The sequence below is a fragment of the Curtobacterium sp. MCBD17_023 genome (genome assembly GCF_003224415.1).
In the GTDB taxonomy this organism is placed as follows: domain Bacteria; phylum Actinomycetota; class Actinomycetes; order Actinomycetales; family Microbacteriaceae; genus Curtobacterium.
On sequence record NZ_QKLJ01000004.1, the window covers coordinates 189,947 to 213,213 of the forward strand.

Annotated in this window: 24 protein-coding genes and 1 riboswitch; of the genes, 13 read left to right on the plus strand and 11 right to left on the minus strand. The window is 71.5% G+C overall.

What is annotated here, in order from left to right; all coding sequences use genetic code 11:
- The first annotated feature begins 17 nt into the window (after nt 1-17).
- On the plus strand, nt 18-497 hold the full coding sequence (locus DEI84_RS07830; protein ID WP_110890315.1) for a peroxiredoxin: 480 nt from the start codon (nt 18-20) through the stop codon (nt 495-497).
- A 175-nt stretch (nt 498-672) separates the two neighbouring features.
- Complete coding sequence (locus DEI84_RS07835; RefSeq protein WP_110890316.1) at nt 673-1,221, plus strand: PH domain-containing protein; 549 nt, start codon at nt 673-675, stop codon at nt 1,219-1,221.
- A gap of 98 nt (nt 1,222-1,319) precedes the next feature.
- On the opposite strand, the gene DEI84_RS07840 is transcribed toward DEI84_RS07835, so the two are convergent.
- The 7 genes from DEI84_RS07840 to gcvT form a co-directional block, all read right to left on the minus strand.
- Nucleotides 1,320-3,065: an ABC transporter ATP-binding protein gene (locus DEI84_RS07840; protein WP_110890317.1), complete on the minus strand. Its 1,746-nt coding sequence runs from the start codon at nt 3,063-3,065 to the stop codon at nt 1,320-1,322.
- Nucleotides 3,062-4,012 carry an ABC transporter permease gene (locus DEI84_RS07845; RefSeq protein WP_110823667.1) on the minus strand — a complete coding sequence of 317 codons (951 nt, stop codon included), beginning with the start codon at nt 4,010-4,012 and terminating at the stop codon, nt 3,062-3,064. Before DEI84_RS07845 ends, DEI84_RS07840 begins: the two co-directional genes overlap by 4 nt.
- On the minus strand, nt 4,002-4,931 hold the full coding sequence (locus DEI84_RS07850; RefSeq protein WP_110823666.1) for an ABC transporter permease: 930 nt from the start codon (nt 4,929-4,931) through the stop codon (nt 4,002-4,004). The genes DEI84_RS07845 and DEI84_RS07850 overlap by 11 nt, the downstream gene beginning before the upstream one ends.
- Nucleotides 4,932-5,162: 231 nt before the next feature.
- A complete protein-coding gene (locus DEI84_RS07855; protein WP_181419407.1) occupies nt 5,163-6,791 on the minus strand; it encodes an ABC transporter substrate-binding protein in 1,629 nt (542 codons plus the stop codon).
- 310 nt (nt 6,792-7,101) lie between these two features.
- Entirely contained in the window at nt 7,102-10,041 is a 2,940-nt protein-coding gene (gene gcvP / locus DEI84_RS07860) for an aminomethyl-transferring glycine dehydrogenase (protein WP_110890318.1), read from the minus strand.
- Nucleotides 10,038-10,415 carry a glycine cleavage system protein GcvH gene (gene gcvH / locus DEI84_RS07865; RefSeq protein ID WP_110890319.1) on the minus strand — a complete coding sequence of 126 codons (378 nt, stop codon included), beginning with the start codon at nt 10,413-10,415 and terminating at the stop codon, nt 10,038-10,040. Before gcvH ends, gcvP begins: the two co-directional genes overlap by 4 nt.
- A 4-nt stretch (nt 10,416-10,419) precedes the next feature.
- Nucleotides 10,420-11,535: a glycine cleavage system aminomethyltransferase GcvT gene (gcvT, locus tag DEI84_RS07870; RefSeq protein WP_110890320.1), complete on the minus strand. Its 1,116-nt coding sequence runs from the start codon at nt 11,533-11,535 to the stop codon at nt 10,420-10,422.
- A 177-nt stretch (nt 11,536-11,712) separates the two neighbouring features.
- Nucleotides 11,713-11,830, minus strand: a riboswitch (glycine riboswitch).
- Between the two features lie 152 nt (nt 11,831-11,982).
- Between gcvT and DEI84_RS07875 the strand changes: the two genes are divergently transcribed.
- From DEI84_RS07875 to DEI84_RS07890, 4 genes are all read left to right on the plus strand, one after another.
- On the plus strand, nt 11,983-12,369 hold the full coding sequence (locus DEI84_RS07875; protein WP_110823987.1) for a BlaI/MecI/CopY family transcriptional regulator: 387 nt from the start codon (nt 11,983-11,985) through the stop codon (nt 12,367-12,369).
- Nucleotides 12,370-12,381: 12 nt separating this feature from the next.
- Entirely contained in the window at nt 12,382-13,119 is a 738-nt protein-coding gene (locus DEI84_RS07880; protein ID WP_110890321.1) for a M56 family metallopeptidase, read from the plus strand.
- An 80-nt stretch (nt 13,120-13,199) separates the two neighbouring features.
- Nucleotides 13,200-13,682: an FBP domain-containing protein gene (locus tag DEI84_RS07885; protein WP_181419408.1), complete on the plus strand. Its 483-nt coding sequence runs from the start codon at nt 13,200-13,202 to the stop codon at nt 13,680-13,682.
- Nucleotides 13,679-13,939: a hypothetical protein gene (locus tag DEI84_RS07890; RefSeq protein WP_110890323.1), complete on the plus strand. Its 261-nt coding sequence runs from the start codon at nt 13,679-13,681 to the stop codon at nt 13,937-13,939. Before DEI84_RS07885 ends, DEI84_RS07890 begins: the two co-directional genes overlap by 4 nt.
- 12 nt (nt 13,940-13,951) lie before the next feature.
- Here DEI84_RS07890 and DEI84_RS07895 read toward each other — a convergent pair whose 3' ends face one another.
- Nucleotides 13,952-14,836 (minus strand): LysR substrate-binding domain-containing protein, encoded by an 885-nt coding sequence (locus tag DEI84_RS07895; protein ID WP_110890324.1) that lies wholly within the window; start codon nt 14,834-14,836, stop codon nt 13,952-13,954.
- A gap of 68 nt (nt 14,837-14,904) precedes the next feature.
- Between DEI84_RS07895 and DEI84_RS07900 the strand changes: the two genes are divergently transcribed.
- The 3 genes from DEI84_RS07900 to DEI84_RS07910 all read left to right on the plus strand — a co-directional run bounded on the left by DEI84_RS07900 (nt 14,905) and on the right by DEI84_RS07910 (nt 16,690).
- Nucleotides 14,905-15,387, plus strand: coding sequence for a GNAT family N-acetyltransferase (locus DEI84_RS07900; RefSeq protein ID WP_110890325.1), 483 nt, complete (start codon nt 14,905-14,907; stop codon nt 15,385-15,387).
- 70 nt (nt 15,388-15,457) lie between these two features.
- Nucleotides 15,458-16,357, plus strand: coding sequence for an SDR family oxidoreductase (locus DEI84_RS07905; RefSeq protein WP_110823656.1), 900 nt, complete (start codon nt 15,458-15,460; stop codon nt 16,355-16,357).
- Between the two features lie 126 nt (nt 16,358-16,483).
- Nucleotides 16,484-16,690 carry a hypothetical protein gene (locus tag DEI84_RS07910; protein WP_110890326.1) on the plus strand — a complete coding sequence of 69 codons (207 nt, stop codon included), beginning with the start codon at nt 16,484-16,486 and terminating at the stop codon, nt 16,688-16,690.
- 69 nt (nt 16,691-16,759) lie between these two features.
- Here DEI84_RS07910 and DEI84_RS07915 read toward each other — a convergent pair whose 3' ends face one another.
- Nucleotides 16,760-17,947: a MalY/PatB family protein gene (locus DEI84_RS07915; protein ID WP_258368431.1), complete on the minus strand. Its 1,188-nt coding sequence runs from the start codon at nt 17,945-17,947 to the stop codon at nt 16,760-16,762.
- Between the two features lie 175 nt (nt 17,948-18,122).
- On the opposite strand from DEI84_RS07915, the gene DEI84_RS07920 reads away from it, so the two are divergent.
- Nucleotides 18,123-18,899 (plus strand): isocitrate lyase/phosphoenolpyruvate mutase family protein, encoded by a 777-nt coding sequence (locus tag DEI84_RS07920; RefSeq protein WP_110823651.1) that lies wholly within the window; start codon nt 18,123-18,125, stop codon nt 18,897-18,899.
- Between the two features lie 99 nt (nt 18,900-18,998).
- On the opposite strand, the gene DEI84_RS07925 is transcribed toward DEI84_RS07920, so the two are convergent.
- Both DEI84_RS07925 and DEI84_RS07930 read right to left on the minus strand, forming a co-directional pair.
- A complete protein-coding gene (locus tag DEI84_RS07925) occupies nt 18,999-20,903 on the minus strand; it encodes an amidase family protein (RefSeq protein ID WP_110890328.1) in 1,905 nt (634 codons plus the stop codon).
- Entirely contained in the window at nt 20,900-21,721 is an 822-nt protein-coding gene (locus DEI84_RS07930) for a cohesin domain-containing protein (protein WP_110890329.1), read from the minus strand. Before DEI84_RS07930 ends, DEI84_RS07925 begins: the two co-directional genes overlap by 4 nt.
- Before the next feature lie 467 nt (nt 21,722-22,188).
- On the opposite strand from DEI84_RS07930, the gene DEI84_RS07935 reads away from it, so the two are divergent.
- The 3 genes from DEI84_RS07935 (at nt 22,189) to DEI84_RS07940 (ending at nt 23,267) form a co-directional block, all read left to right on the plus strand.
- A complete protein-coding gene (locus tag DEI84_RS07935; protein ID WP_110890330.1) occupies nt 22,189-22,476 on the plus strand; it encodes a hypothetical protein in 288 nt (95 codons plus the stop codon).
- A 191-nt stretch (nt 22,477-22,667) separates the two neighbouring features.
- Nucleotides 22,668-22,808, plus strand: coding sequence for a hypothetical protein (locus tag DEI84_RS15645; protein ID WP_181420384.1), 141 nt, complete (start codon nt 22,668-22,670; stop codon nt 22,806-22,808).
- A 42-nt stretch (nt 22,809-22,850) separates the two neighbouring features.
- Complete coding sequence (locus DEI84_RS07940) at nt 22,851-23,267, plus strand: hypothetical protein (protein WP_110890331.1); 417 nt, start codon at nt 22,851-22,853, stop codon at nt 23,265-23,267.

Sequence of the window (23,267 nt, forward strand, 5' to 3'; positions counted from 1 at the left end):
ACCGTACGATCTGCCTCATGGCCATCCCCGAGATCGGTTCCGCCGCCCCCGGCTTCACCCTGCCCGGCATGCTCGTCCGCCAGGGCGTCCGCACCGACGCGGAGTACTCGCTCGCCTCCGAGATCGGTCGCCCGGTGGTCCTCGCCTTCTACCCCGGCGATGCGACGCCCGTGTGCACCGCGCAGCTCTGCTCGTACCAGGAGGAGCTCGACGACTTCCGCGACCTCGGCGCGGTCGTCTGGGGCATCAGCCCGCAGGGACTCGACTCGCACGAGGGGTTCGCGCGCGGCGCCTCGCTCGCGTTCCCGCTGCTGTCGGACGTCGGCGGTGACGTCATCCGCGCCTACGGCGTCCACCTGCCGGGGATCGGACTCCGTCGCTCCGTCTTCGTCATCGGTCCGGACGGCGTCATCCGCTGGCGGCACGTCGGGCTCGTCGGACTGCGCTTCCCGAGCGCCGAGGTCATCCGCGGCCAGATCGAGGCGCTCGTCGTCTGACCCGTTGACAGCCGGCCGTGTCGGCGTGACCATGGTCTGGACGACGACCCCCGGGTTCGCCTCCTCGGGACATCAGGTCCACCGGTACGCGCACGGCCCGTCTGGCCCGCTCGGTTGGTGGTCCCGAGGAGGCGCTCTCGTCACCGCCCGAGGCCGGGTCTCCTAGGCTTGCCCCATGCCCGCCCGGATCGTCGCGACGAACATGCGCCGCTTCGCCGTCGTCCTCTGGATCGTCGCCGCAGCCCTCGTCGTCATCGGCTTCGTCACGAACGGGCCGGGCGCCGCGCTGCTCGTCCCCGTGCCGTCGCTCTTCACCGCCTGGTTCGCGTGGGTCGTGCTGTGGCGTCCGCGGATCGAGATCACCGAGGACGCCCTGGTCGTCGTCGACGTCCGCCGCACCACCCGGTTCGCGTGGCGGCGCGTCCGGGAGGTCCGCACGAAGTACGGGCTCGAGGTGGTCACCGACCAGGGCGAGCAGCGCGTCTGGATCGCGCCGCGTCCGGACGCCCGCCTGGCGGTGCTCCAGCCGGGAGGCCCGGTGCCGGTGGGCGTCACCGCTGCGGCCGACGAGATCCGCGCGTCCGTCCCCGCGCCGGTCGTGTACGACGGTGCTCCCCCGGCCACGGTCACCGCGGCCCCGATCGTGCACCGCGTCCACGGCTGGTCGATCACCGCGCTCGTCGTGCTGGGCATCGCCGCGAGCCTCGCCGGCGCGCGCCTCTGAACCGGCCCACCCCAGACGTCGGCGTCCGTCCCTCGATGACGGAACGCGCCGTCCCGTGATCGGGGCGGCGCGTTCCGGCGGACGCGAGGTGCGGCGGGTCAGCGTCCGAACTCGAAGCCGGCGCCGGGGATGGCTGCCAGCAGGTCCTTCGTGTACTGCTCCCGCGGGTTCGCGAACACCTCGTCGGTGGTCGCCTTCTCGACGATCTGGCCCTTGCGCATGACGCACACGTTGTCCGCGACCAGACGGACGACCGCGAGGTCGTGCGTGATGAACAGGTACGTCAGGCCGAGCTCGGACTGCAGCTCGGTCAGCAGGTCGAGGATCTGCCCCTGCACGAGCACGTCGAGTGCGGACACGGCCTCGTCGAGCACGATGACCTCGGGCTTGAGCGCGAGCGCGCGCGCGACGGCGATGCGCTGCCGCTGGCCACCGGACAGCTCGCTCGGGTACCGATTGACCATCGACTTCGGCAGCGACACCTGGTCGAGCAGTTCGAGCACCCGCGCGCGGCGGGACGCCTTGTCGCCGACCTTGTGCGTGCTGAGCGGCTCGGCGATCGTGTTCCCGACGTTGTACATCGGGTCGAGCGATCCGTACGGGTCCTGGAACACGGGCTGCACCCGGCGACGGAAGTCGAACAGGTCCTTGCCCTTGAGCGCGCCGATGTCGATGCCGTCGAACTGCACCGAGCCGGCGGTGATCGACTCGAGCTGCAGCACGAGCTTGGCGACCGTCGACTTGCCGGAGCCGGACTCGCCGACGAGCGCCGTGGTGGTGCCCTTCGGGATCGAGAACGACACACCGTCGACGGCTTTGAGCTCGCGGGTCGCGATGCCCTGCCCACGCAGCTTGTAGACCTTCTGCAGGTCCTTCACCACGATCAGGTCCTCGGTCGGCTTGCTCTCGCGCTCGTGGGCGCGGGACAGGAGCTCGTCGTCCTCGCTGCCGGTGCCGGACGCGATGTCCACCGTCTGGTGCTGCACCTTGGACTGGATCCGACGGCTCGCGAGCGACGGCGCCGCAGCGACGAGGCGCTGCGTGTACGGGTGCTGCGGGTCGGCCAGGATCTCCTTCGACGGACCGGCCTCGACGACCTGGCCCTTGTACATCACCACGAGCTTCTCGGCACGCTCGGCGGCGAGACCGAGGTCGTGGGTGATGAACAGGACCGAGGTGCCGAAGTCGCGCGTCAGGCTCTCGAGGTGGTCGAGGATGACGCGCTGCACGGTGACGTCGAGCGCGGAGGTCGGCTCGTCGGCGATGAGCAGCTTCGGTCGGCTGGACAGGCCGATCCCGATGAGCACGCGTTGGCGCATGCCGCCGGAGAACTCGTGCGGGTACTGCTTGAGCCGGCTCTCGGCGTCGCCGAGTCCGGCCTCCTGCAGGACCTCGACGGCACGGGCGCGGACGGCGGCCTTGCCCGTCGCCATCCCGTTCGCCTTGATCGCCTCTTCGACCTGGAAACCGATCTTCCAGAGCGGGTTGAGGTTCGACATCGGGTCCTGGGGGACGTAGCCGATCTCGGTGCCGCGGATCTCGGCCATCTGCTTCTCGTCCATGCCGACGAGCTCGCGCCCGTTCAGCTTGATCGAGCCGCCGGTGATCTGGCCGGTGCCGGGCAGGAGCTTGATGATCGCCTGGGCGCTCGTCGACTTGCCCGATCCGGACTCGCCGACGATCGCGAGGCGTTCGCCCTGCTCGAGCGTCATGTTGACGCCGCGCACGGCCTGCACGAGACCGCTCTGCGTCCGGAAGCCGACGTGCAGGTCGGTGATCTCGAGCAGCGGGGCGCCGGCGGCACCGGACGTCCGGGCGTTCGGCTGGGTGAGTGTCTCGCTCATCGGCGGGCCCTCGCCTTCGGGTCGAGCGCGTCGCGGACCACGTCACCGAGGAGGAGGAACGCGAGCACGGTGATGGACAGGGCGGCGGACGGCCAGAAGATGGTCGACGGGTTCGTGCGGATGGAGGTGCGCGCCGTGCCGATGTCGAGACCCCAGCTGAGCGCCGACGGCGGCAGACCGATGCCGAGGAACGACAGGGTCGCCTCCGCGACGATGAACGTCCCGAGCGAGACGGTCGCGACGACGATGACCGGTGCGAGCGAGTTCGGGATGACGTGCTTGACCAGCGTCTGGAAGCGGCTGACACCGAGCGCCGCCGAGGCGGTGACGTAGTCGGACTGCTTCGCGCTGAGCACGGCACCGCGCATGATGCGGGCGATCTGCGGCCAGGCGAACACGGCGAGCACGAGCGACACCGTGATGGCGTTGCGCTGCGGGATGACCGACATGATCACGATCGCGCCGAGGACGGTCGGGATCGAGAAGAAGATGTCCGCGATGCGGGACACGACCGCGTCGAGCCAGCCGCCGTAGAACCCGGCGATCGCGCCGATGACGACGCCGACGATCGTGACGAGCACGGTCGCGAGCAGCCCCACGAGCAGCGAGTTCTGTGCACCCCAGATGACGCGGGCGAACACGTCGGACCCCTGACGGGTGTACCCGAGCGGGTGTCCGGCACGGGCACCCTCGTCGCTGTAGTCGAGGTTCGCGGCGCGCGGGTCCACGTGCGTGAAGAGCCCGGGGACGATCGCGACCACGAGGATCAGCAGGATGAGGACCGCGGAGACCCAGAAGGTGGGACGACGACGCATGGACTCCCACGCGTCGGTCCACAGCGAACGGGTCTTCTCGTCGACGTTGACCTGGTCGACCGCCTGCAGCGGCGTCTCCTCGATCGGGGCGACGTAGTGCGTGGCCGATCGCGGTTCGGTGTTACTTGGCATAGCGGATCCTCGGGTCCAGGACGGCGTAGAGCAGGTCGACCAGGAGGTTGGCGAGCATGAAGATGATGACCATCACGGCGACGAACGACACCACCGTCGGGCCTTCGCCCAGGGTGACGGCCTTGTAGACCGTCCCACCGACGCCGTTGATGTTGAAGATGCCCTCGGTCACGATCGCACCGACCATCAGGCTGCCGATGTCGACGCCCAGGTAGGTGACCACGGGGATGAGCGAGTTCCGGAAGATGTGCACGGTCACGACACGACGACGGGACAGGCCCTTCGCGGTCGCGGTGCGCACGAAGTCGGCGCTCATGTTCTCGGCGACGCTCGCGCGGGTGAGGCGCACGATGTAGGCGAACGACACGGTCGCGAGCACGATCGCCGGCAGCACGAGCTCCGACCACGGCGCCTGACCGGAGACCGTGACACGGAACAGCCCGAGGTTGATGCCGAAGACGTACTGCAGCAGGAAGCCGACGACGAAGGTCGGCACCGAGATGAGCAGCAGCGAGACGACGAGCGCGGTGGCGTCGAACCACTTGCCCTTGCGGAGCCCGGCGATGACGCCGACAAGGATGCCGGCGACGGCCTCGAAGACCAGCGCGAGGATCGCGAGACGGGCGGTGATCGGGAACGCCTGGGCGAGCTGCTGGCTCACCGGGAGGCCCGAGTACGTGACCCCGAGGTCACCGCGGAAGAGACCGCCGACCCACAGCAGGTACTGGATGATGAACGGCTTGTCCAGGTTGTACTGCGCCCGGAGCTGCTCGATCACCTGCGGCGACGGCTGACGGTCGCCGAACAGCGCGGCGATCGGGTCGCCGGGCAGCGAGAAGACCATGAAGTAGATGAGGAACGTGGCCCCGAAGAACACGGGGATGAGTTGCAGGAGGCGCTTGCCGAGGTACCAGAGCATCAGATCCCTGCCTGGTACGGAGCGCGCATGTCGTTCAGGTTCATGTCGTGTGGGGTGGACGGTCCGAGGGTCGGCACGGGTGTCCGGTGCGGGCGGCGGCGCCCGCGGTCGTGGGGGAAGGTGTAGCCGCCGTGGTACGGGGGTTCGGGGACCGTGTGGTCCCCGAACCCCCGTCCGGTTGGCCGCGGAGCAGGATACCTGCTCGCGATGGGTCCTCCGCGAGGACCGGTGTTACTTGGTGACCTCGATGTCGTAGTACAGCGGCACCGAGTCCCAGCCGAACTTGACGTTCTTCACGTTGTCCGCGGACCACACGCCGGTGACGTTGGAGTACCAGAGCGGGATCTCGGGGAGGTCCTGGAACAGGAGCTCCTGCGCCTGGTCGAAGAACTTGTTGCCCTCTTCGACGGTCGCAGCCGAACGGCCCTTGGCGAGCAGCTCGTTGTACTCGGCCGAGTCGTAGCGCGAGTAGTTGTTCGACGAACCCTCACCCATGGTCGGGCCGAGGAAGTTGTACAGCGACGGGTAGTCGGCCTGCCAACCGGTACGGCTTCCGCCCTTGAGCTTGTCGTCCGTCTGGAGCTCGAGCGCCTCGGCGAACGTCGGGACCGCGTTGCCCTCGGCCTTGATGCCGAGCGTGTTCGAGATCGAGTTCGTGACGGCGGTCACCCATGCCTCGTGGCCACCATCGGCGTTGTAGGTGATGGTGAGGGTGTCGTCGTACTTCGACATCTTGTCGGCTTCGGCCCAGAGCTTCTTGGCCTCGTCCGGGTCGTACTTCAGGACGTCGGAGCCCTTCAGGTCGCCGGTCCAGCCGTCGATCACCGGGGAGGTGAAGTCCTTCGCCGGGGTACGGGTGCCCTGGAAGATCTTGTCCGTGATCTGCTTGCGGTTGATCGACATCGAGATCGCCTCGCGACGCAGCTGACCCTCCTCGCCCTTCCAGTGGTCGAGGTAGTAGGGCAGGTAGATCGCCTGGAAGATCGCGGCGGCCTGGTTGACGTTCGAGTCGGGGAAGTCCGACTTGTAGGTCGAGAACGCGGCGTCCGGCACGGCGTCGAGGACGTCGAGGTTGCCGCCCTGGGCGTCGGAGTACGCGGTGTCCTGGGTGCTGTAGAACGTGATCGTGAGACCGCCGTTCTTCGGCTTGCGCTTGCCCTGGTAGTCCTCGTTCGCGACGAGCTTGATGTCCTGGTTGTGGGTCCAGGCCTTCTTGCCGTCGAGCTTGTACGGACCGTTGCCGATCGGGTTCTCACCGAAGGCCTTGGGGTCGTCGTAGAACGCCGAGGGGAGCGGCACGAAGGCGTTGTAGCCGAGCGACAGCGGGAAGTCCGACTGCGCCGACTTGAGCGTGACGGTGAACTCGTCGTCGTCGACGACCTTCAGGCCGGTGAGCTCGGAGTCCTTGTCGGCGTCGTAGCCCTCGATGTTCTCGAAGAAGTAGCTCGCGCCCTGGGCGTTCGACTTCTGCGCCGCCCAGTTCCACGCCTTCGTGAAGGACTCCGCGGTGATCTCCTCACCGTTGGTGAACTTCCACCCGGTGTTGATCGTGATGTCGAAGGTCTTGGAGTCGTCGGTCTCGACGCTCTTCGCCAGTTCCTTGACCGGCTTGCCGTCGGCGTCGTAGGTGAACAGACCGTCGAACAGCGACGTGATGATCTTGCCGCCACCGGTCTCGGTGGTGTTCGACGGGATGAGCGGGTTCTGCGGCTCGCTGCCGTTGGTGGTGACGATGCCGTTGGCGTTCGTGGAGCCGGAGCCCGAGCCACTTCCGCCACCGTTGCCGGAGCAGCCGGTCAGGGCGAGAGCTGTGGCCCCGAGCACGGCGAGGGCAGAGAGCCCAGCGCGCTTCTTGATCAAGAGTTCCTCCTGGTGCATGGGACGCGCCGGGCACAGAGGTCCCTCCCGCCGCGTTTGACTCCTGAACTGTAGGCAGTGCTGAGGGGCCCGTCCAAACCCAGCGCACATCGGTTACACGTCTGAAATCAAGTTGCAGGATCGTTGCGGCAAAGTGCAACTTCCCCGCGTGCGCGAGCCGGGATCAGGTGATCTGTTGCGTTTGCATCGAGGTCCGTGCATCGTCCAGGTGACGTCCCGGTGAACCACAGGTGTGGTCGAGAGCGGCTCGTGGTCGGAGCGCTCCACCGTCGTCGTCAGGATGGCGACCCGGCTACGCGAACGCCTCGATCGGCGGGCACGCACACACGAGGTTGCGGTCCCCGTACGCCTGGTCGATGCGGCGCACCGGCGGCCAGTACTTGCGCGTCGCCTGCCCGGCCGACGGGTAGACCGCCTGCTCCCGCGTGTAGGCGTGGTCCCACTCGCCGGTGATGACCGACGCTGCCGTGTGCGGGGCGTTCACGAGCGGGTTGTCCTCCGCCGGCCACTCCCCCCGGCCGACCGCGTCCGCCTCGGCCCGGATGGCGAGCATCGCGTCCACGAAGCGGTCGAGCTCGGCGAGGTCCTCGCTCTCGGTCGGTTCGACCATGAGCGTGCCCGCGACCGGGAACGACATCGTCGGGGCGTGGAAGCCGTGGTCGATGAGCCGCTTCGCGACGTCGTCGACGGTGATCCCCGTCCCCTCCCGCAGCGGGCGGAGGTCGAGGATGCACTCGTGCGCGACCAGACCCGACTCGCCCGTGTACAGGACCGGGAACGCCTCGCGCAGCCGCGCCGCCAGGTAGTTCGCGCCGAGCACGGCGACCTCGGTGGCGCGGGTGAGGCCCTCGACGCCCATCATCCGGACGTAGGTCCAGGTGATCGGCAGGATGCTCGGGCTGCCGTACGGCGCGGCGGAGACCGGACCGCCCGCGTGCGCGAGCCGGCCGTCCTCGGTCGACGCCTCGGCACCCGTCCGCCGGTCGGCCTCCTGCGCCATCGGGTGCCCGGGCAGGAACGGTGCCAGGTGCGCCTTCGCGGCGACCGGCCCGACGCCCGGACCGCCACCACCGTGCGGGATGCAGAAGGTCTTGTGCAGGTTGAGGTGCGAGACGTCCCCGCCGAAGTCCCCGAATCGGGCGTGCCCGAGCAGCGCGTTGAGGTTCGCGCCGTCGACGTAGACCTGGCCGCCGGCGTCGTGCACGGCGTCGCAGACCGCGGTGATGTCGTGCTCGTACACCCCGTGGGTCGACGGGTACGTGATCATCAGCGCGGCGAGCTGCTCGGCGTGCTGCGCGGTCTTCGCCCGGAGGTCGTCGAGGTCGACGTTGCCGTCCTCGTCGCAGGCGACCACGACGACCCGCATGCCGGCGAGGACCGCCGACGCCGCGTTCGTGCCGTGCGCGCTCGACGGGATGAGGCACACCGTGCGTGCCTCGTCGCCGCGGGAGCGGTGGTAGCCGCGGATCGCGAGGAGTCCGGCGAGCTCGCCCTGGCTGCCCGCGTTCGGCTGCACCGAGACGGTGTCGTAGCCGGTCACCTCGGCGAGCCAGGTCTCGAGGTCCCCGATCATGTCGAGGTAGCCCTCCACGTCCCCGCGCGGGGCGAACGGGTGCAGTCGGGCGAACTCGGGCCACGTCACGGCGGCCATCTCGGTCGCCGCGTTGAGCTTCATGGTGCAGCTGCCGAGCGGGATCATGCCGCGGTCGAGCGCGTAGTCCTTGTCGGACAGGTGCTTGAGGTAGCGCATCATCCGCGTCTCACTGCGGTGGGCGCTGAACACCGGGTGGGTCAGGAACGCGCTCGCGCGCTCCAGCCCGGACACGACGCCCGTGGTCGCGTCCCGCACGGCGGTCTCGATCGCCGGGACGGTCACGTCGGTCGCGCCGAACACCCGGGCGAGGGCGACGACGTCCTCGGGCGTGGTGGTCTCGTCGACGGAGAGCTGGAGGGTGTCGGCGTCGACGAGGTGCAGCAGGTACCCGGCCTCGTGCGCCGTCGTGACGACGGACTCCGCGCGGCCGGCGAACCGGAGCGTGACGGTGTCGAAGAAGGCGTCGTGCACGAGCTCGGCGCCGGCCGCGCGGGCGACGTCGGCGAGGGCCGTGGCCGTCCGGGCCACCCGGGACGCGATGAACCGCAGGCCCTCGGGCCCGTGGTAGACCGCGTACATCGACGCCATGACCGCCAGCAGCACCTGCGCGGTGCAGATGTTGCTCGTCGCCTTCTCGCGGCGGATGTGCTGCTCGCGGGTCTGGAGGCTGAGCCGGTAGGCCATGCTGCCGTCGGCGTCGAAGGACACCCCGACGAGCCGGCCCGGCAGCTGACGCTCGAGGCCCGCGCGGACGGCGAGGTACCCGGCGTGGGGTCCGCCGAACCCGAGCGGGACGCCGAAGCGCTGGCTGGTCCCGACCGCGACGTCGGCGCCGAGGTCACCGGGGCTCGCGAGCAGCGTCATCGCCAGCAGGTCCGCCGCGACGACGGCGATGCCGCCACCCGCGTGGACGCGCTCGACGGTACGGCTCGGGTCGACGATCCGGCCGGAGGCGCCGGGGTACTGCAGGACGACGCCGAAGGCACCGTCGAGCTGCTCGTCGGTGGGGCCGTCCGCGGCGTCGAAGGACCGCAGGGTGATGCCGACCGCCTCGGCGCGGTGGCCGAGGATCGCGGCGGTCTGCGGCAGGAGGTCGGCGTCCACGAGGAACGCGTCACCCTTCACCTTCGAGGCGCGACGGGCGAGGAGCATGCCCTCGACCACGGCCGTGCCCTCGTCGAGCATCGAGGCGCCCGCGGTGGCCATGCCGGTGAGGTCGGACACCATCGTCTGGAAGTTGATGAGCGCCTCGAGCCGACCCTGCGAGATCTCCGGCTGGTACGGCGTGTAGGCCGTGTACCAGCTCGGGTTCTCGAGCACGTTCCGCTGGATGACCGCCGGCGTGTGCGTGTCGGAGTAGCCCAGGCCGATCATCGCCCGGCGGACGGTGTTGCGCCCGGCCACGGCCCGCAGTTCGGCGAGCGCCTCGGTCTCCCCCACCGCGGTCGGCACGCTCGAGTGCGCGACCGGTGCGGCGTGGATCGACTCGGGGACGGCTGCCCGGACGAGGGCGTCGAGCGACGGCTGGCCGACGACGTCGAGCATGGCCTGCTGTTCGGCCGACGTCGTGCCGATGTGGCGGTCGGCGAAGGTGGTCTGCAGGTTCGTCGACGTGGTGAGGTCCTGGTCCGCGGTCATGCGATCGAGGCCCGGTACGTGTCGTGGTCCATGAGGTCCTCGGGGAACGACGTGCCGTCGACCTTGAGCTTGACGAGCCAGCCGGCGCCGAACGGGTCGTGGTTGACGGTGTCCGGGGTCGCGACGACGGCCTCGTTGACCTCGACGACCTCGCCCTCGATTGGGGCGAAGAGCTCGCCGACGCTCTTGGTGGACTCGATCTCACCGAGCTGCTCGCCGGCGGTCGTGGTGGTGCCCACGGCGGGGAGCTCGACGTAGACCACGTCACCGAGCTGCTCGGCCGCGTGGTCGGTGATGCCGACGGTGACGACGTCGCCCTCGACGAGGATCCACTCGTGGTCCTTGGTGTACTGCAGTGCGGTCTGGTCGGTCATGGGATCAGCCTTTCGAGGCGCGGCGGTAGAAGGGAAGCGCGGTCACGGTGCCGGGGATGGCGGTGCCACGGACGTCGATGTGGAGGACCTGTCCCCCGTCGGCGCAGTCCGGGTCGACGAACGCCATCGCGACCGGGTGGCCGAGCGTCGGCGAGAGCGCGCCGGAGGTCACGGTGCCGACGACGACCCCGTCGCGCAGGACGTCGTACCCGGCACGGGCAGCACGGCGTCCTTCCATCACGATGCCGACGAGGACGCGGGCGTCGGGGGCCGGCTGCACGCCGGCGTCGCCGACGAAGGACCCCGAGGTGGCGACGACCCGGCCGAGTCCGGCCTGTGCGGGTCGGACCGAGGTGTCGAGCTCGTGGCCGTAGAGCGGCATGCCGGCCTCGAGGCGGAGGGTGTCACGCGCCGCGAGCCCGGCGGGCACCACCCCGCGCTCGGCCCCGGCGGCGAGCAGGGCGTCCCAGATCGCCGGGGCGACCTCGGTGTCGCTGTACAGCTCGAAGCCGTCCTCGCCCGTGTAGCCGGTGCGGGCGATGAGCACCTCGCTGCCGTCGAACAGGGCGTGCAGGACGCGGTAGTACCGGAGCTCGTCGAGCGGGGACTCCGGCTGCAGACGGTCGGCGACGACGAGGGCGTCGAGCGTGCCCGCTGCGGCCGGCCCCTGGATCGCGACGAGGGCCGTCCGGTCGGAGTCGTCCGTCACGAGGACGTCGAACCCGGCGGCACGGTCCTGCATGGCCGCGACGGCGACTTCACGGTTACCGGCGTTCGCGACGACGAGGAAGACGTCCTCTCCGGTGCGGTACACGACGAGGTCGTCGAGGATGCCGCCGTCCGGGGTGAGGAGCAGCGAGTACTTCGCCCGGCCGACCGGCATCGCGCCGAACGACCCGGCGAGTGCGGCGTCGAGGTAGGGGACGGCGTCGGGTCCCTGCACGCCGATCTCCGCCATGTGCGACAGGTCGAACACCCCTGCGGCTCGGCGCACGGCGTGGTGCTCGGCGAGGTCCGACGAGTACCGGACCGGCATGCGGTGGCCGGCGAAGTCGGTGAAGGTCGCACCGGCGGCTTCGTGCGCTGCCTCGAGCGGCGACGAACGCAGTGGTTCGGACAAGACGGAGTCCTCCTGACATCGGCAGGGCCCGACGACCGTCGTCGGGTGCGGAACTCCCCCTCTGTCATGGGCCTGAGAGCTTCACCGCGGCCCGTGAGGTCCTGCGGCTTTCACCGTGGGCGAGACGGTGCGCCGCGGGATGCGCCCACGTCGATCGCGTCTGCTTTTCAGAGTGGCCTGTCCGCTGCGGTGTTGGACCTGAGAGATTGGCGGGGAGCTTGCTCCTTCGGTGCCCGGGACCGAAGGAGCATCGATGATGCGCTGCGATCCGGTCGGGCTCTCCCGCGGCGGGTGGTCGGCCGTCGTGTTCTGTTGTCCGGTGAGCATACCGAGCCCGCGTTACGGGCATGTGTCGGACTGCGCGTCCGGCGGTCTCCCCGACCACCGACCCGGTCCTCGACGACGGGAGCACCGGTCGGCCGTTCGACATCACGTAGAGTGGCGGACGTGGCAGGACAGCGATCGCGCCCCCGCGGGCAGCTCGAGCAGGCGGTGCTCGACACGCTCTGGTCCGCCGACGCCTCGGCGAGTGACGGGCTCACCGCCCGCCAGGTCCTCGACGCGTTCGGTGAGCCCCGGCCCGCCCTGACGACGGTCCTCACCGTGCTCGACCGGCTCGGTCGCAAGGGTGCGGTGCTGCGCGAGGAACACGCGGATGCTCCGCTGACCTTCCGTGCCGCGCACTCGCGCGAGGACCACACCGCGTCGCTCATGTCGACCGCGCTCGCCGCGGCCTCCGACCGTGAGGCCGCGCTCCTGCAGTTCACCGGCTCGCTCGCGTCCGGGGACCTCGAGGTCCTCCGCCGCGCGATCGATTCGCGCACCCGTCCCTGACCGGTCCGTCCCGTGGTCGTCACCGGCGTCTGCCTGGTCGTGCTCGCCCTCGCCGTGGTCGCGTTCGTCCCGCGCGTGCTCACCCGGGCGGGGTGGACGATCGACCGCCCGCGGACGGCGATCGCCGCATGGCAGGCCGCGGTGGTGGTCGGGACGGCCGGGTTCGTCGTCGGCATCGCCTTGGTCGTGCTCGCGGACCGGCCGCTGGGCGACCCGTTCGGCATCGGCGACTCGCCGAGTCACGGGCTCAACGTGGGCGTCGCCGTCCTCGCCGTGATCGCGTTCGCCGTCGCGGTCCGCGTCCGACCGAGTCCCGCGCACGCGGCCGTGCGCGAGGCCTTCCGCGCCGGCGCAGCACCGCACCGCGAGGTGGACGGCACCCTCGTCGCGGTGCTGCAGGCCGACACCGCCCTGGCGTGCGCCGTGCCCGGCCGGTCGGGCGGTGTCCTCGTCAGCACCGGGCTCGCCGACCGGCTGCGCACGGACGAACTGGAGGCCGTGGTCGCCCACGAGCGTGCCCACCTCCGGCAGCACCACGCGTCCGTCGTCGGCTTCGCCGAGTCCGTGGAACGGGCCGTGCCGTGGGTCCCGGGAGCACGGGCGATGGCCCGGTCCACCCGTGTCCTCGTCGAGTTCGCCGCCGACGACGCTGCCGCGCGTCGCGTCGGCCGCGACGCGCTCCGTCGGGCGGTGCTGGTGGCGGACGGGACCGGCGCGCTCGGCGCGATCCGGGCCTCCCGGCTGTCCTGAACCGGACGGGAGGCCCGCGCTGCGTCCGCCTGTCGGCGCACGGGGCTAGCCTGGTCCGGTCCGCCACCGCGAGGGGAACCGTGCAGCCGCTCACCGAATCCGACATCCGATCGTCCTTCGTCAACGCGACGCCCGACGAACTCGCGCAGCTCCCGATCCCGGGGCTGCACGAGACGTTGTGGAACGAACGCGAGTACCTGGGCTGGCGTGACCCCCAGGCCGCCCGCCGGGGGTACATGGTGTCCTGGATGGACGGCAAGCCCGTCGGCATCGTCGTCCGTGCCGCGGGTGGTTCGCTCCGTCCGGGCATCGCGGCGATGTGCTCGTTCTGCCACTCCCCGCAGCCGGCGACGCAGGTGCGCCTGTTCTCCGCTGCCCGCGCGGGCGAGGCCGGCCGGAACGGCAACACGATCGGCTCGTACATCTGCGAGGACCTCGGCTGCTCGATGCTCATCCGCACGGCACCGCCGCACCTCAACCCGCCGGCGACGATCGCGATGCGGTCCGAGTCGTTGCTCGCGCGGCTGCACAACTTCACGGCCGACATCATGAAGACGGCGTGACGCCGGACCGCTTCCGCACCGCACGGTGGGCCGTCGCCGAGGAGCTCGGGGACGGCCGGTGGCGTCTCACGCTCCGTGACGAGGCCGACGACGAGCTCGGCGCGTTCGGCCTCGGCGTCGAGGGGCCGTGGGACCCCGACGTCGAACCCCACGTGGCGTTCGTGCTCGTGCAGCTCGGGCTCGCGCTGACCGGCACCAGTCCGTGGCGTGAGGACGAGCTCGGCGACCGGCGCGCACCGGTCCTGCCGCTCGGCTGACTCCGCGCCCGGTCAGTCCGCGGCGGCGAAGTTGCGGAGGACCTCGCGGTCGTCACCCGACCGGGACGCCCAGACGAGTTCACTGCGGTGCGCGCTGCCCTCGAGCGGCAGGAGCACCACCGTGTCCGGGGCCGCCAGCGCCGCGCTCTCCGGCAGCACCGTCACCCCGAGGCCGACGCCGACCAGGTGCAGCACGGTCGCCCAGGTCGTGGCCTCCTGCACGATCACCGGACGCCGACCACCCGAGGCCACGGGCGCGGTGTTCCGCTCGGTGGCGAGCCTGCCGGCCTCGGCGGGGAAGAACACGAACGGGTCGTCGAGCAGCTCCGGCCCCCGGATGCTCGTCCGCCCGGAGAACCGGTGGTCGCGCGGCACCGCCGCCACGAACGGCTCGCTCCGGAACCGGGTGAACCGCACGCCGTCGACCGGGTCCGGGTCGCGCACGACGGCCAGGTCGAGTTCCCCGCGCTGGACCGCGGTGACGAGCCGCGAGGAGAACCCCTCGGTGAGTTCGACGCGCACGAGGGGGAAGCGCTCCCGGAACCGCTGCACGCGCTCGATCGGACCGAGTGGCAGCGCCGAGACGACGAATCCGACGTCGAGCCGACCCGCCTCTCCCCGTCCGACCCGCACAGTCTCGTCCAGGTCCCGTCGGGCCTGCGCCAGGAGGGACCGCGCCCGCCCCTGCAGCACCCGACCGGCGGGCGTGAGGGCGACACTCCGCGAGGTGCGCGCGAACAGCTCCACGCCGAGGGCGACCTCGACGCGGCGGATGAGCTGGGACAGCGCGGGCTGCGCGATCCCCAGGTCGACGGCCGCCCGACCGAAGTGCAGTTCGTCAGCGAGCGCCAGGAACGCCCGGAGCTGTCGGAGGTCGACCTCGGGAGCACGATCCATACCGGAATGCTATCAATCCGACCGAACGAGTATTGGACGTGTCTGGTTCGGCGACCCAGGATGGAGGCATGCCCGCCACCACCGAGGTCGTCATCGACGACATGTCCTCCGCCGCCGACGCCGCTGCGTTCCGCTCGCTGAACGAGCGGTGGATCACGACGTTCTTCGCCCTCGAGGACGAGGACCGTCGACTGCTCGGCGACCCCGTCCAGCACATCGTCGAGCCCGGCGGCGTCGTCCTCGTCGCCCGACTCGGCTCCGACGTGGTCGGCTGCGTCGGGCTCGCCCCGCACGGCGACGACGCGTTCGAACTCGTGAAGATGGCCGTCGACCCGGACCACCAGGGGCACGGCACCGGGCGCCGGCTCATCCGCGCCGCGGTCGACCGCGCCCGGGAGCTCGGCGCACGCCGGGTGCTCCTCGAGACGAACAGCGGACTCACGAGTGCCGTGCACCTGTACGAGACGACCGGGTTCCGTCACCTCCGCACCGACGAGCACCCGCCGAGCCCGTACGTCCGAGCGGACGTGGCGATGGCGCTCGACCTCTGACGCCGGCGACGCAGGCCGGAGCGCGCACCTGTTGACGGGCCTCCCGGCCGGTCCGCGTACGGTCCTCGACATGCCCCGCGACCAGTACGAGTACAGCGACCCGACGACCCGGTACCCGAACACCAGCCCGGAACCGCAGCAGCAGCCGGAGCCCGGCCTGGAGTCGCGGATGGACCCGAAGCCGGACCACGGTGAGGACTCCTACCGTGGCACCGGGCGCCTCACCGGGCGTCGCGCGCTGATCACCGGCGCCGACTCCGGGATCGGCGCGGCCGTCGCGATCGCCTACGCACGCGAAGGCGCCGACGTCGCCCTCGCCTACCTGCCCGACGAGGAGGAGGACGCGCAGCGGATCGTCGCCCTGGTCGAGGCCGCCGGTCGCAAGGCCGTCACGATCCCGGGCGACCTCACCGCCCCGAACTACCCCGCCGCGCTCGTCGAGCGGGCCGTCGCCGAACTCGGCGGGCTCGACGCGATCGTCAGCTGCGCCGGCAAGCAGCACTGGCGCGCCGAGGTCACCGACATCCCGGACGACCAGCTCGTCGACACCTTCACCGTCAACGTGCTCTCGCTCTTCCGGCTCGTGCAGGCGGCGCTCCCCCACCTGGAGCCCGGCTCGACGATCATCACCACCGCGTCGATGGAGGCCTACCAGCCCGCTCCCGACCGGCTCGACTACGCGGCGTCGAAGGCGGCCGTCAACAACTTCTCGAAGGGGCTCGCGCAGCAGCTCATCCCGCGCGGCATCCGCGTGAACGTCGTCGCGCCCGGGCCGACCTGGTCGGTGCTCCAGGTGTCCGCCGGGGTCGACCCCGAGACGCTGCCGGACTTCGGGTCGAGCGAGTCGCCGATGGGTCGCCCCGGGCAGCCCGCCGAGCTCGCTCCCGCGTACGTGTTCCTGGCCTCGCACGAGTCGAGCTTCGTCGCGGGCGAGACCCTCAACGTGAACGGCGGCATGGTCACGCCCTGACCACTCCGAGCCGGGGGCCACTCCGAGCCGGGGGCGCTCCGAGCCGCGGGCCGCTCCCACCCGCCGGCCGGCCGGGGCGCTCCGCCGTCCTGGCCGGTCCGCTGGTGCCGTTGCTACGCTTCGGGCATGGCGACGCACGAGGTCCAGGCCGTCCGTGAGCAGGGCATGTGGCAGGTGTTCATCGACGGGTTCCCCGTGACCGAGGTCCGCCGGTGGCCGTCCGTCGCCTTCGTGGCCCGCGAGTGGATCTCCCTGACCGACCAGGTCCCCTCCCGCGAGGTCGACCTGCACGTGACCGTCATCGGTCGCAACCACTTCGCGCCCCTCGCCTGAGCGCGGGTCACTCCGCGGCGGCCACCAGCTGCTGCGCTCGCTGGTACGAGCACCGCTCCGGCGTCCGCGTCAGGCGACGTGCCAGACGACACCCTCCTGCGCGCTCGACGGGTACGCGGCAGCGATGCGGAACACCGCCTCGCGCAGGGTCTCCGGCGAGCACGCCAGGTTGATCCGGGCGAACCCCCTGCCCTGCGCCCCGAACGGCAGGCCGGAGTTGAGCGCCACGAACGCGTGCTCCCGGAGCTGCACCGCCGGGTCGTCGCCGAGGCCGAGCCCCCGGAAGTCGAGCCAGGCCAGGTACCCGGCCCGCGGCCTCGCATAGACGACGCCGGGCAGGTGCTCGGTGAGGAGCTTCGCCAGCAGCCGGTCGTTCGCGACGATGCGGTCGACGACGTCGTCGAGCCACCCGACGGCCAGGCTGAAGGCCGCGACGTTCGCGTGCAGCCCGAGGATGCTCGTCCGACAGGCGACCTCCTCCCACAGGGTGTCGAGGAGCTCGGTGGTGCGGGTGTCCCCGGCGACGATGACCGAGCACTTCACGCCGGCGAGGTTCCACCCCTTGCTCGCACTCGTCACGCAGACGCTCCGCGCCCCGAGCGGCTCGGCGATCGACGCGAACGGCGTGAACTGCACGCCCGGGTGCGTCAGCGGAGCGTGGATCTCGTCACTGATGACGAGGACGTCGTACCGGGCGGCCAGCTCCGCGAGCGCGACGAGGTCCGCGCGGTCGTGGACGAGCCCGATCGGGTTGTGCGGGTTGCAGAGCAGGAACACCCGGACGCCGTCGGCGAACGCCCGCTCGAGGCCGTCGAGGTCGAGCCGGTACACGCCCCACCGTTCGAGCAGCGGCACCTCCTCGACCTGACATCGGGCCTCCTCGACGAGCTCGAAGAACGGCGGGTACACCGGCGGCGTGATGGCGACGCGACCGCCGTCGGGCAGCGCGAGCCGGAGCGTCTCGACGATGCCGACACTGACGTCCGTCGCCAGGTACACGCGTGCCGGGTCGACGTCCCAGCCCCAGCGGTCGCGGGCGAACGCGGCGAACGCGGGCGCGAGCGGTCCCGGCCCGTCCAGGTACCCGAGGTCCGACTGCTGCACCCGCTCGACGAGCGCCTGCCGGATCTCCGGCGCGACCTCGTGGTCCATCTCGGCGACGAACAGGGGCAGCACGTCGGGCGCGTACCGCGTCCACTTGATGCTCGTGCGGACCCCGCGGAGCGTGCCGACCGGGTCCTGTTCGTCGCTCGCCATGCCGTCCAGCATGCCCCGCCGGGAGGCCCGGCACGAGTCCGGACGTCATCTCGCGTCGTCTGCGGCCCGCGCCGCAGGCGACCGTTCGCACTGGGCGACACCGTTCGGGCCGCCGCCCGCGAACGGTGTCGCCCAGCGTGAACAGCGCCTCCGCCGCACGCCTACTGTCGGCTCCATGACCACGAGCACCGCCGAGAAGGCGACGACCCTCAAGTCCCTGCACGAAGCCCCGCAGATCCTCCGCGTCGTGAACGTCTGGGACGCGATCAGCGCGAAAACGGTCGCGGCCCTGCCCGAGACGCGCGCGATCGCCACCGCCGGGCACTCGATCGCCGCGTCGTACGGGTACCAGGACGGCGGCATGCCGCTCGACCTCGCCCTCACCGGCGCGAAGACCGTCGTCGACGCGGTGGACCTGCCCGTCACCGCGGACCTCGACGACGGGTACGAGGACCCGGCCGAGACGATCCGCCGCGCGATCGGCCTGGGCATCGTCGGCGCGAACGTCGAGGACCGTCTCCGCCCGTTCGACGAGTCGGTCGCCCGTGTCGCCGCGATCATCAAGGCCGCCGAGCAGGAGGGTGTCGACTTCCAGCTGAACGCCCGGACCGACGCCATCGCCCGCGGCGGTGACCGCCCGATCGCGGAGAGCATCGCGGACGCCATCGCGCGCGGCAAGGCGTTCCTCGACGCGGGCGCCCCGCTCGTGTTCGTGCCGGGCGGGCACCAGCGCGAGGTCGTCGAACAGCTCGTCGAGGGCCTGGGCCGCGGCAAGCTCAGCGTCATCGGCCTGCCGGGCGCACTGCCTGCGTCCGAGTACGAAGCGCTCGGCGTCGCCCGCATCTCCTACGGCCCGCTCACACAGCGCGTCGCCCTGCGGGCGCTCCGCGACCTCGCCGCGGACCTCTACCTCGGCGGCGTCGTGCCGGAGGACACCCCGACGCTCAACTGACGGACGCGGCTGCGGAGCCGCAACGAGACGGACGGGAGGCCCGACCCCAGCTGGTCGGACCTCCCGTCCGTCAGTCGGTCGCGTCGGCGACCGGCGTGCTCACCCGAGCGCCGGGTACAGCGCCGGGCTGGTGCGGGCGTGCGTCGCCTGCTCGAACCCGTAGCCGAGGCCGATGACGGTGCCCTCGTCGTAGGAGCGGCCGAGGAACTCGAGGTTCACGCCCGCCCCGGTGATCGTGGCGTCCGCCGCGGTGGCCTGTCCCATCGGGACGGTCACGGCCGGCATGCCGGTGTTCGGGCTGAGGCGCATGTTCGTGCCCTGCGTGCCGTACGGGGTGCCCGACGGGTAGACGAGCGCGTCGAGGTCCTGCGCGTCCATCATCCCGGTGACGACCTGCTTCCCGGTCGCGATCTGCGTGGTGTGCGAGCCCTCCGGTCCCGCCCAGGCCTGGTACTGCGCCTCCGTGATCGCGTTGCGCTGCTGGTACGTGCCCTTCCGGCTCGGCACGTACTCCCCCGAGTCCAGGATGCCCTGCAGGGAGCGCGCGGTGACGTCCGGGTCGAGGTGCTTCGCCACGTACTGGTCCAGGTCGTGCTTGAACTCGTTCGTGCTGCCGCTGCCCTCGCTGAGGACCCGGTTGAACTCGGGCGTCGCGGTGATCGGCACGACGGTCGCACCCTGGGCCTCCAGGGTGGCCCGGGCCTCGGCGAAGAGCCGCGCGGTGGTGCGGTTCGTGCCGACCATCGACGTGACGTAGCCGATCCGCTTCCCCTGCAGCGCCGTCGGGTCGAGGAACTGCGTGTACGAGGTCGGGACCTTGCCCGCCTGGCCCTGCGTGACCGGGTCGGCCGCGTCGATGCCGGTGACGGCGTCGAGCGCCACGGCGGCGTCGGTGACCGAACGGGCGAGCGGGCCGCCGGTGTCCTGGGACAGCGCGAGCGGGATGATGCCGTCGCGGCTCGCGAGACCGACCGTCGGGCGGATGCCGACGAGCTGGTTGTAGGAGGACGGGACGCGGATCGAGCCGCCGGTGTCGGTGCCGAAGCCGATGCCCGCCAGGTTCGCCGCGATCGCCGCGCCCGTGCCGCCGCTGGACCCGCCGGCGGTCTGGCTGGTCACGTAGGGGCTGGCGACGAGGAGCGACGATCCCGCCGGCTGGTTCGAGGAGAACTCGGACACGAACCCGAAGGCGAACTCGTCGAGGCTCGCCTTGGCGAGGACGACCGCCCCGGCGTCGCGGAGGCCGGCGACCATGGCCGCGTCGGTCGTGGTCTGGTTGTCGTCCCAGCAGCCGCAGCCGCCGGTGGTCGGCATGTCCTTCGTGTCGTAGTTGTCCTTCAGCGCGATCGGGACGCCGAGGAGCATGCTCGTCATGCCGTGCGCGGCCCGCTCGGCGTCGGCGGCCTTCGCTGCCGTGAGTGCCGCGGCGTTCGTCGTGACGATCGAGTTGAGCGGCCGCCCGCCCGTCCCGGTGTCCGTGGTGGTCCGGTCGTACGCGGCGATGCGGTCGAGGTAGTCCTGGGTGATCTCGGCCGAGGTCGTGACGCCCGCGTTCATCGCGGCTTGCATGTCGAGCGTCGACGCCTCGACGAGGGTGAACGGCCCGTCGTCGTAGACGATCCGCTGCGACAGACCGGCGACGTCCGGAAGCGTGATCGTCCCGTCCCGGTCGGTGTCGGCCGCCGAGACCGCCGACCAGTCCGCGTCCGCGGTGGTCGCTCCGAGGTGGTCGGACAGGACGGTGAGGTCGGCGGTCGTGACCTGGTCGTCTCCGGTCAGGTCGAGCGCCGTGTAGTACGGCGCGAGCATGGCGGCGGGGCTCGCGTCGAGGGCGGCCGGCGCAGCACTCGCGACGAGTGACGGGGTCGCGACGACGGCGGTGCCGACGAGGGCCAGGAGCGCCGCTCCGGCGACGGTGGTGCGACGACGGCGGGTCACGGGGGTTCCTCCGGGGGTTCGGGTCGAGGTGGCGTCGGTCGTCCGGGAGTGGTCGGTGGCGGTCATCGCGCGTCCTCCGTCCGGGTCGCACGGGAGGCACGGCGACGGGCGGCGACGAGGCCCGCGCCGGCGAGCAGCAGCGCGACGCTGGCGGCGATCCAGGGTGCGAGATCGGCACCGGTCCAGGCGAGCGCGCCGCCGGCGGGTGCGGGTGAGGTGTCGGTCACCGGGTCCATGGACCCGCCGGTCCCCGTGCCGGTGCCGGGTCCGCCGGCGCCGCCGGTGCCGCCCGGTGCGGTGGTCGGAGCCGCCGTCGGTGTGCTGGGAGGGCCGGGGGTCGGCGTCGGGCTCGCCGTCGGGACCGCTGCGATCGTCACGGTCGTCGAGGCCGGGTCGGTCAGGGTGGTGGTGCTGCCGTCGCTGGCGACCAGGGTGACGCTCGTGACGGCGAGGTCGACCGTGGCGGGGCTCGTCGCGGTCAGCTCGACCGCCGCCGCGAGGTCACCCGACAGCGCGGGCGAGGTGCCGAGGCGGGTGTGCAGGAGCGTGACGGTGTCGCCGTCCTGCTCGACCGAGTCGAACCCGCCGTCCGGACCGGTCGCGCTGCCGTCGACGACTTCGACGGCGTCGGCGTCCGCCGCGATGTCGATCTCGTACGCGAAGACGTCGGACGTGGCCGGCAGGGTCAGGGCGATGTCGACGGTGTCGCCGACCGTCACCGTGGCCGGTGCGGTGATCGTGGCCGTGGTCGCGACCGGGGCCGCGGCGGCCGGTGTCGCCGCGAGGACGGCGAGGCCGACACCTCCCGCGGTGATGACGGCCGTGCGGAGTGTGGTGGTCAGGCGGGTGGTCGTGCGGGAGCGGAGCCGAGTGCGGTGCTGCATCCGTGCGGGTCCTTCGTCGGGGTTCGGGCTGAGCGCTTGCTCAGTGCTCGAACCGTAACGACGGGGTGTTTCGCGCTCGGGCCCCGTCGGTTTCCCACGTGTTACGCCTTCGGAGCGGGCTGTCGCTGCCACTGGCGTGGGGTCATACGGCACGGAGACCGGACACGGCGGCGAGCGCTGGGCGGGCCTCCTGGCCGGCGGGGCCGGGAACCGACCGCGCGACTGGACAGACGGACGTCTGCGGAGTACTGTCCTTGTTTGGTGCATTGCAGCGAACCCATCTGACTCGCGCACACCGACCGTCTCGAACCGATCCCCCTGGATCGCATTCCAGCGAGACCACCGCTCCCCGACCGGCGAGCATGCACGTCGAATGTCGACGTGCGCGTCCGCGCTCCTGCGGCCGACGAGACCACGGAGTCCGTCCGGCCCCGCGCGACGCCGAATGACTGAAGAAAGACAGCACCATGACCACGAACGAACACACCATCATCACCGGGACCGCCATCGCGGCACCCACCGTCTCCCCCGACCGCATCGCCGAGTTCCCCGTGCGTGAGGACCGCTCGCAGCGTGAGTACCTCGTGCGCATGCCCGCCGACGACCTCGGGTTGTTCCTGACGCCCGGCGTCCGCGTCGCCGTCGACGGCGTAGCGGGCTGGGTCGTCCCGGGCCGCTCCTGGCGCGGCGAGGCCAGCCGCACCATCCTGCAGGCGCGCGCCGTGCGTGCGCCGGAGCTGGCGCTGGCCGCCTGAGCCGTACGGTCGGGTCCGCCCGACGCCACACGACACGAGACGCCGTCCCTCCGGGGGCGGCGTTCCGTCGTTCCGGCCCTGGTGGTCGCGGCGCCCGTGGGCGGCAGGCGGCAGGCGGCAAATCGCCGTCGCGCTGGCTCCGACGACCGCAACGGGAGTACCGCTACGACGTTCGCTGGGAGGACGGACACGTGGAGTCCGGGGTCGACCTCGTCGCCCTGTACCGGCGTGCGCCTGCTGACCACGGAGTGGTCGAGCGGGTGATGGAGGAGCATTGCCCCGAGTCGGGTACCGGCCCGTGGCTCCGCTACCCGGCGGCCGAGCTGCTCTGAAGCGCTGACGTGGCGCCGTCGGCGACGTCCCATGGGTCGCTGGTGTCCACTCCCCGCGCCTGGCGACTCATCCTGTGCCGCTCCCGGAACCCCGGTGCCTACCGTGGGGACGAGGGAGGGCACATCGTGAAGTACATCCACTACGACGGCGCAGACGTCCTCACCGGGGACCTCATCGCGGATGCCGTCGCCGACTACGCAGCGGTCCTCGGCGCGAACACCAGGACGGACACGATCGCGGTGCCCTGCGTCGGGGACGACGGGACGCTCGAACGGACCAGGATGCTGGTGGGTCCGTCCAGCGAACTGTTGCTGCGCGAGGCGCCGGACGACCTCCTGGAGCCGGAGGACCCGGCGTTCATCCGGCGGCTCCGGGACGCAGCGGCGCGGTGCGGCGACATGCTCCCGGTGAACGCGGACGGGCGGACGCTGTTCGTGGGCGCCGCTGACGACGCTTGA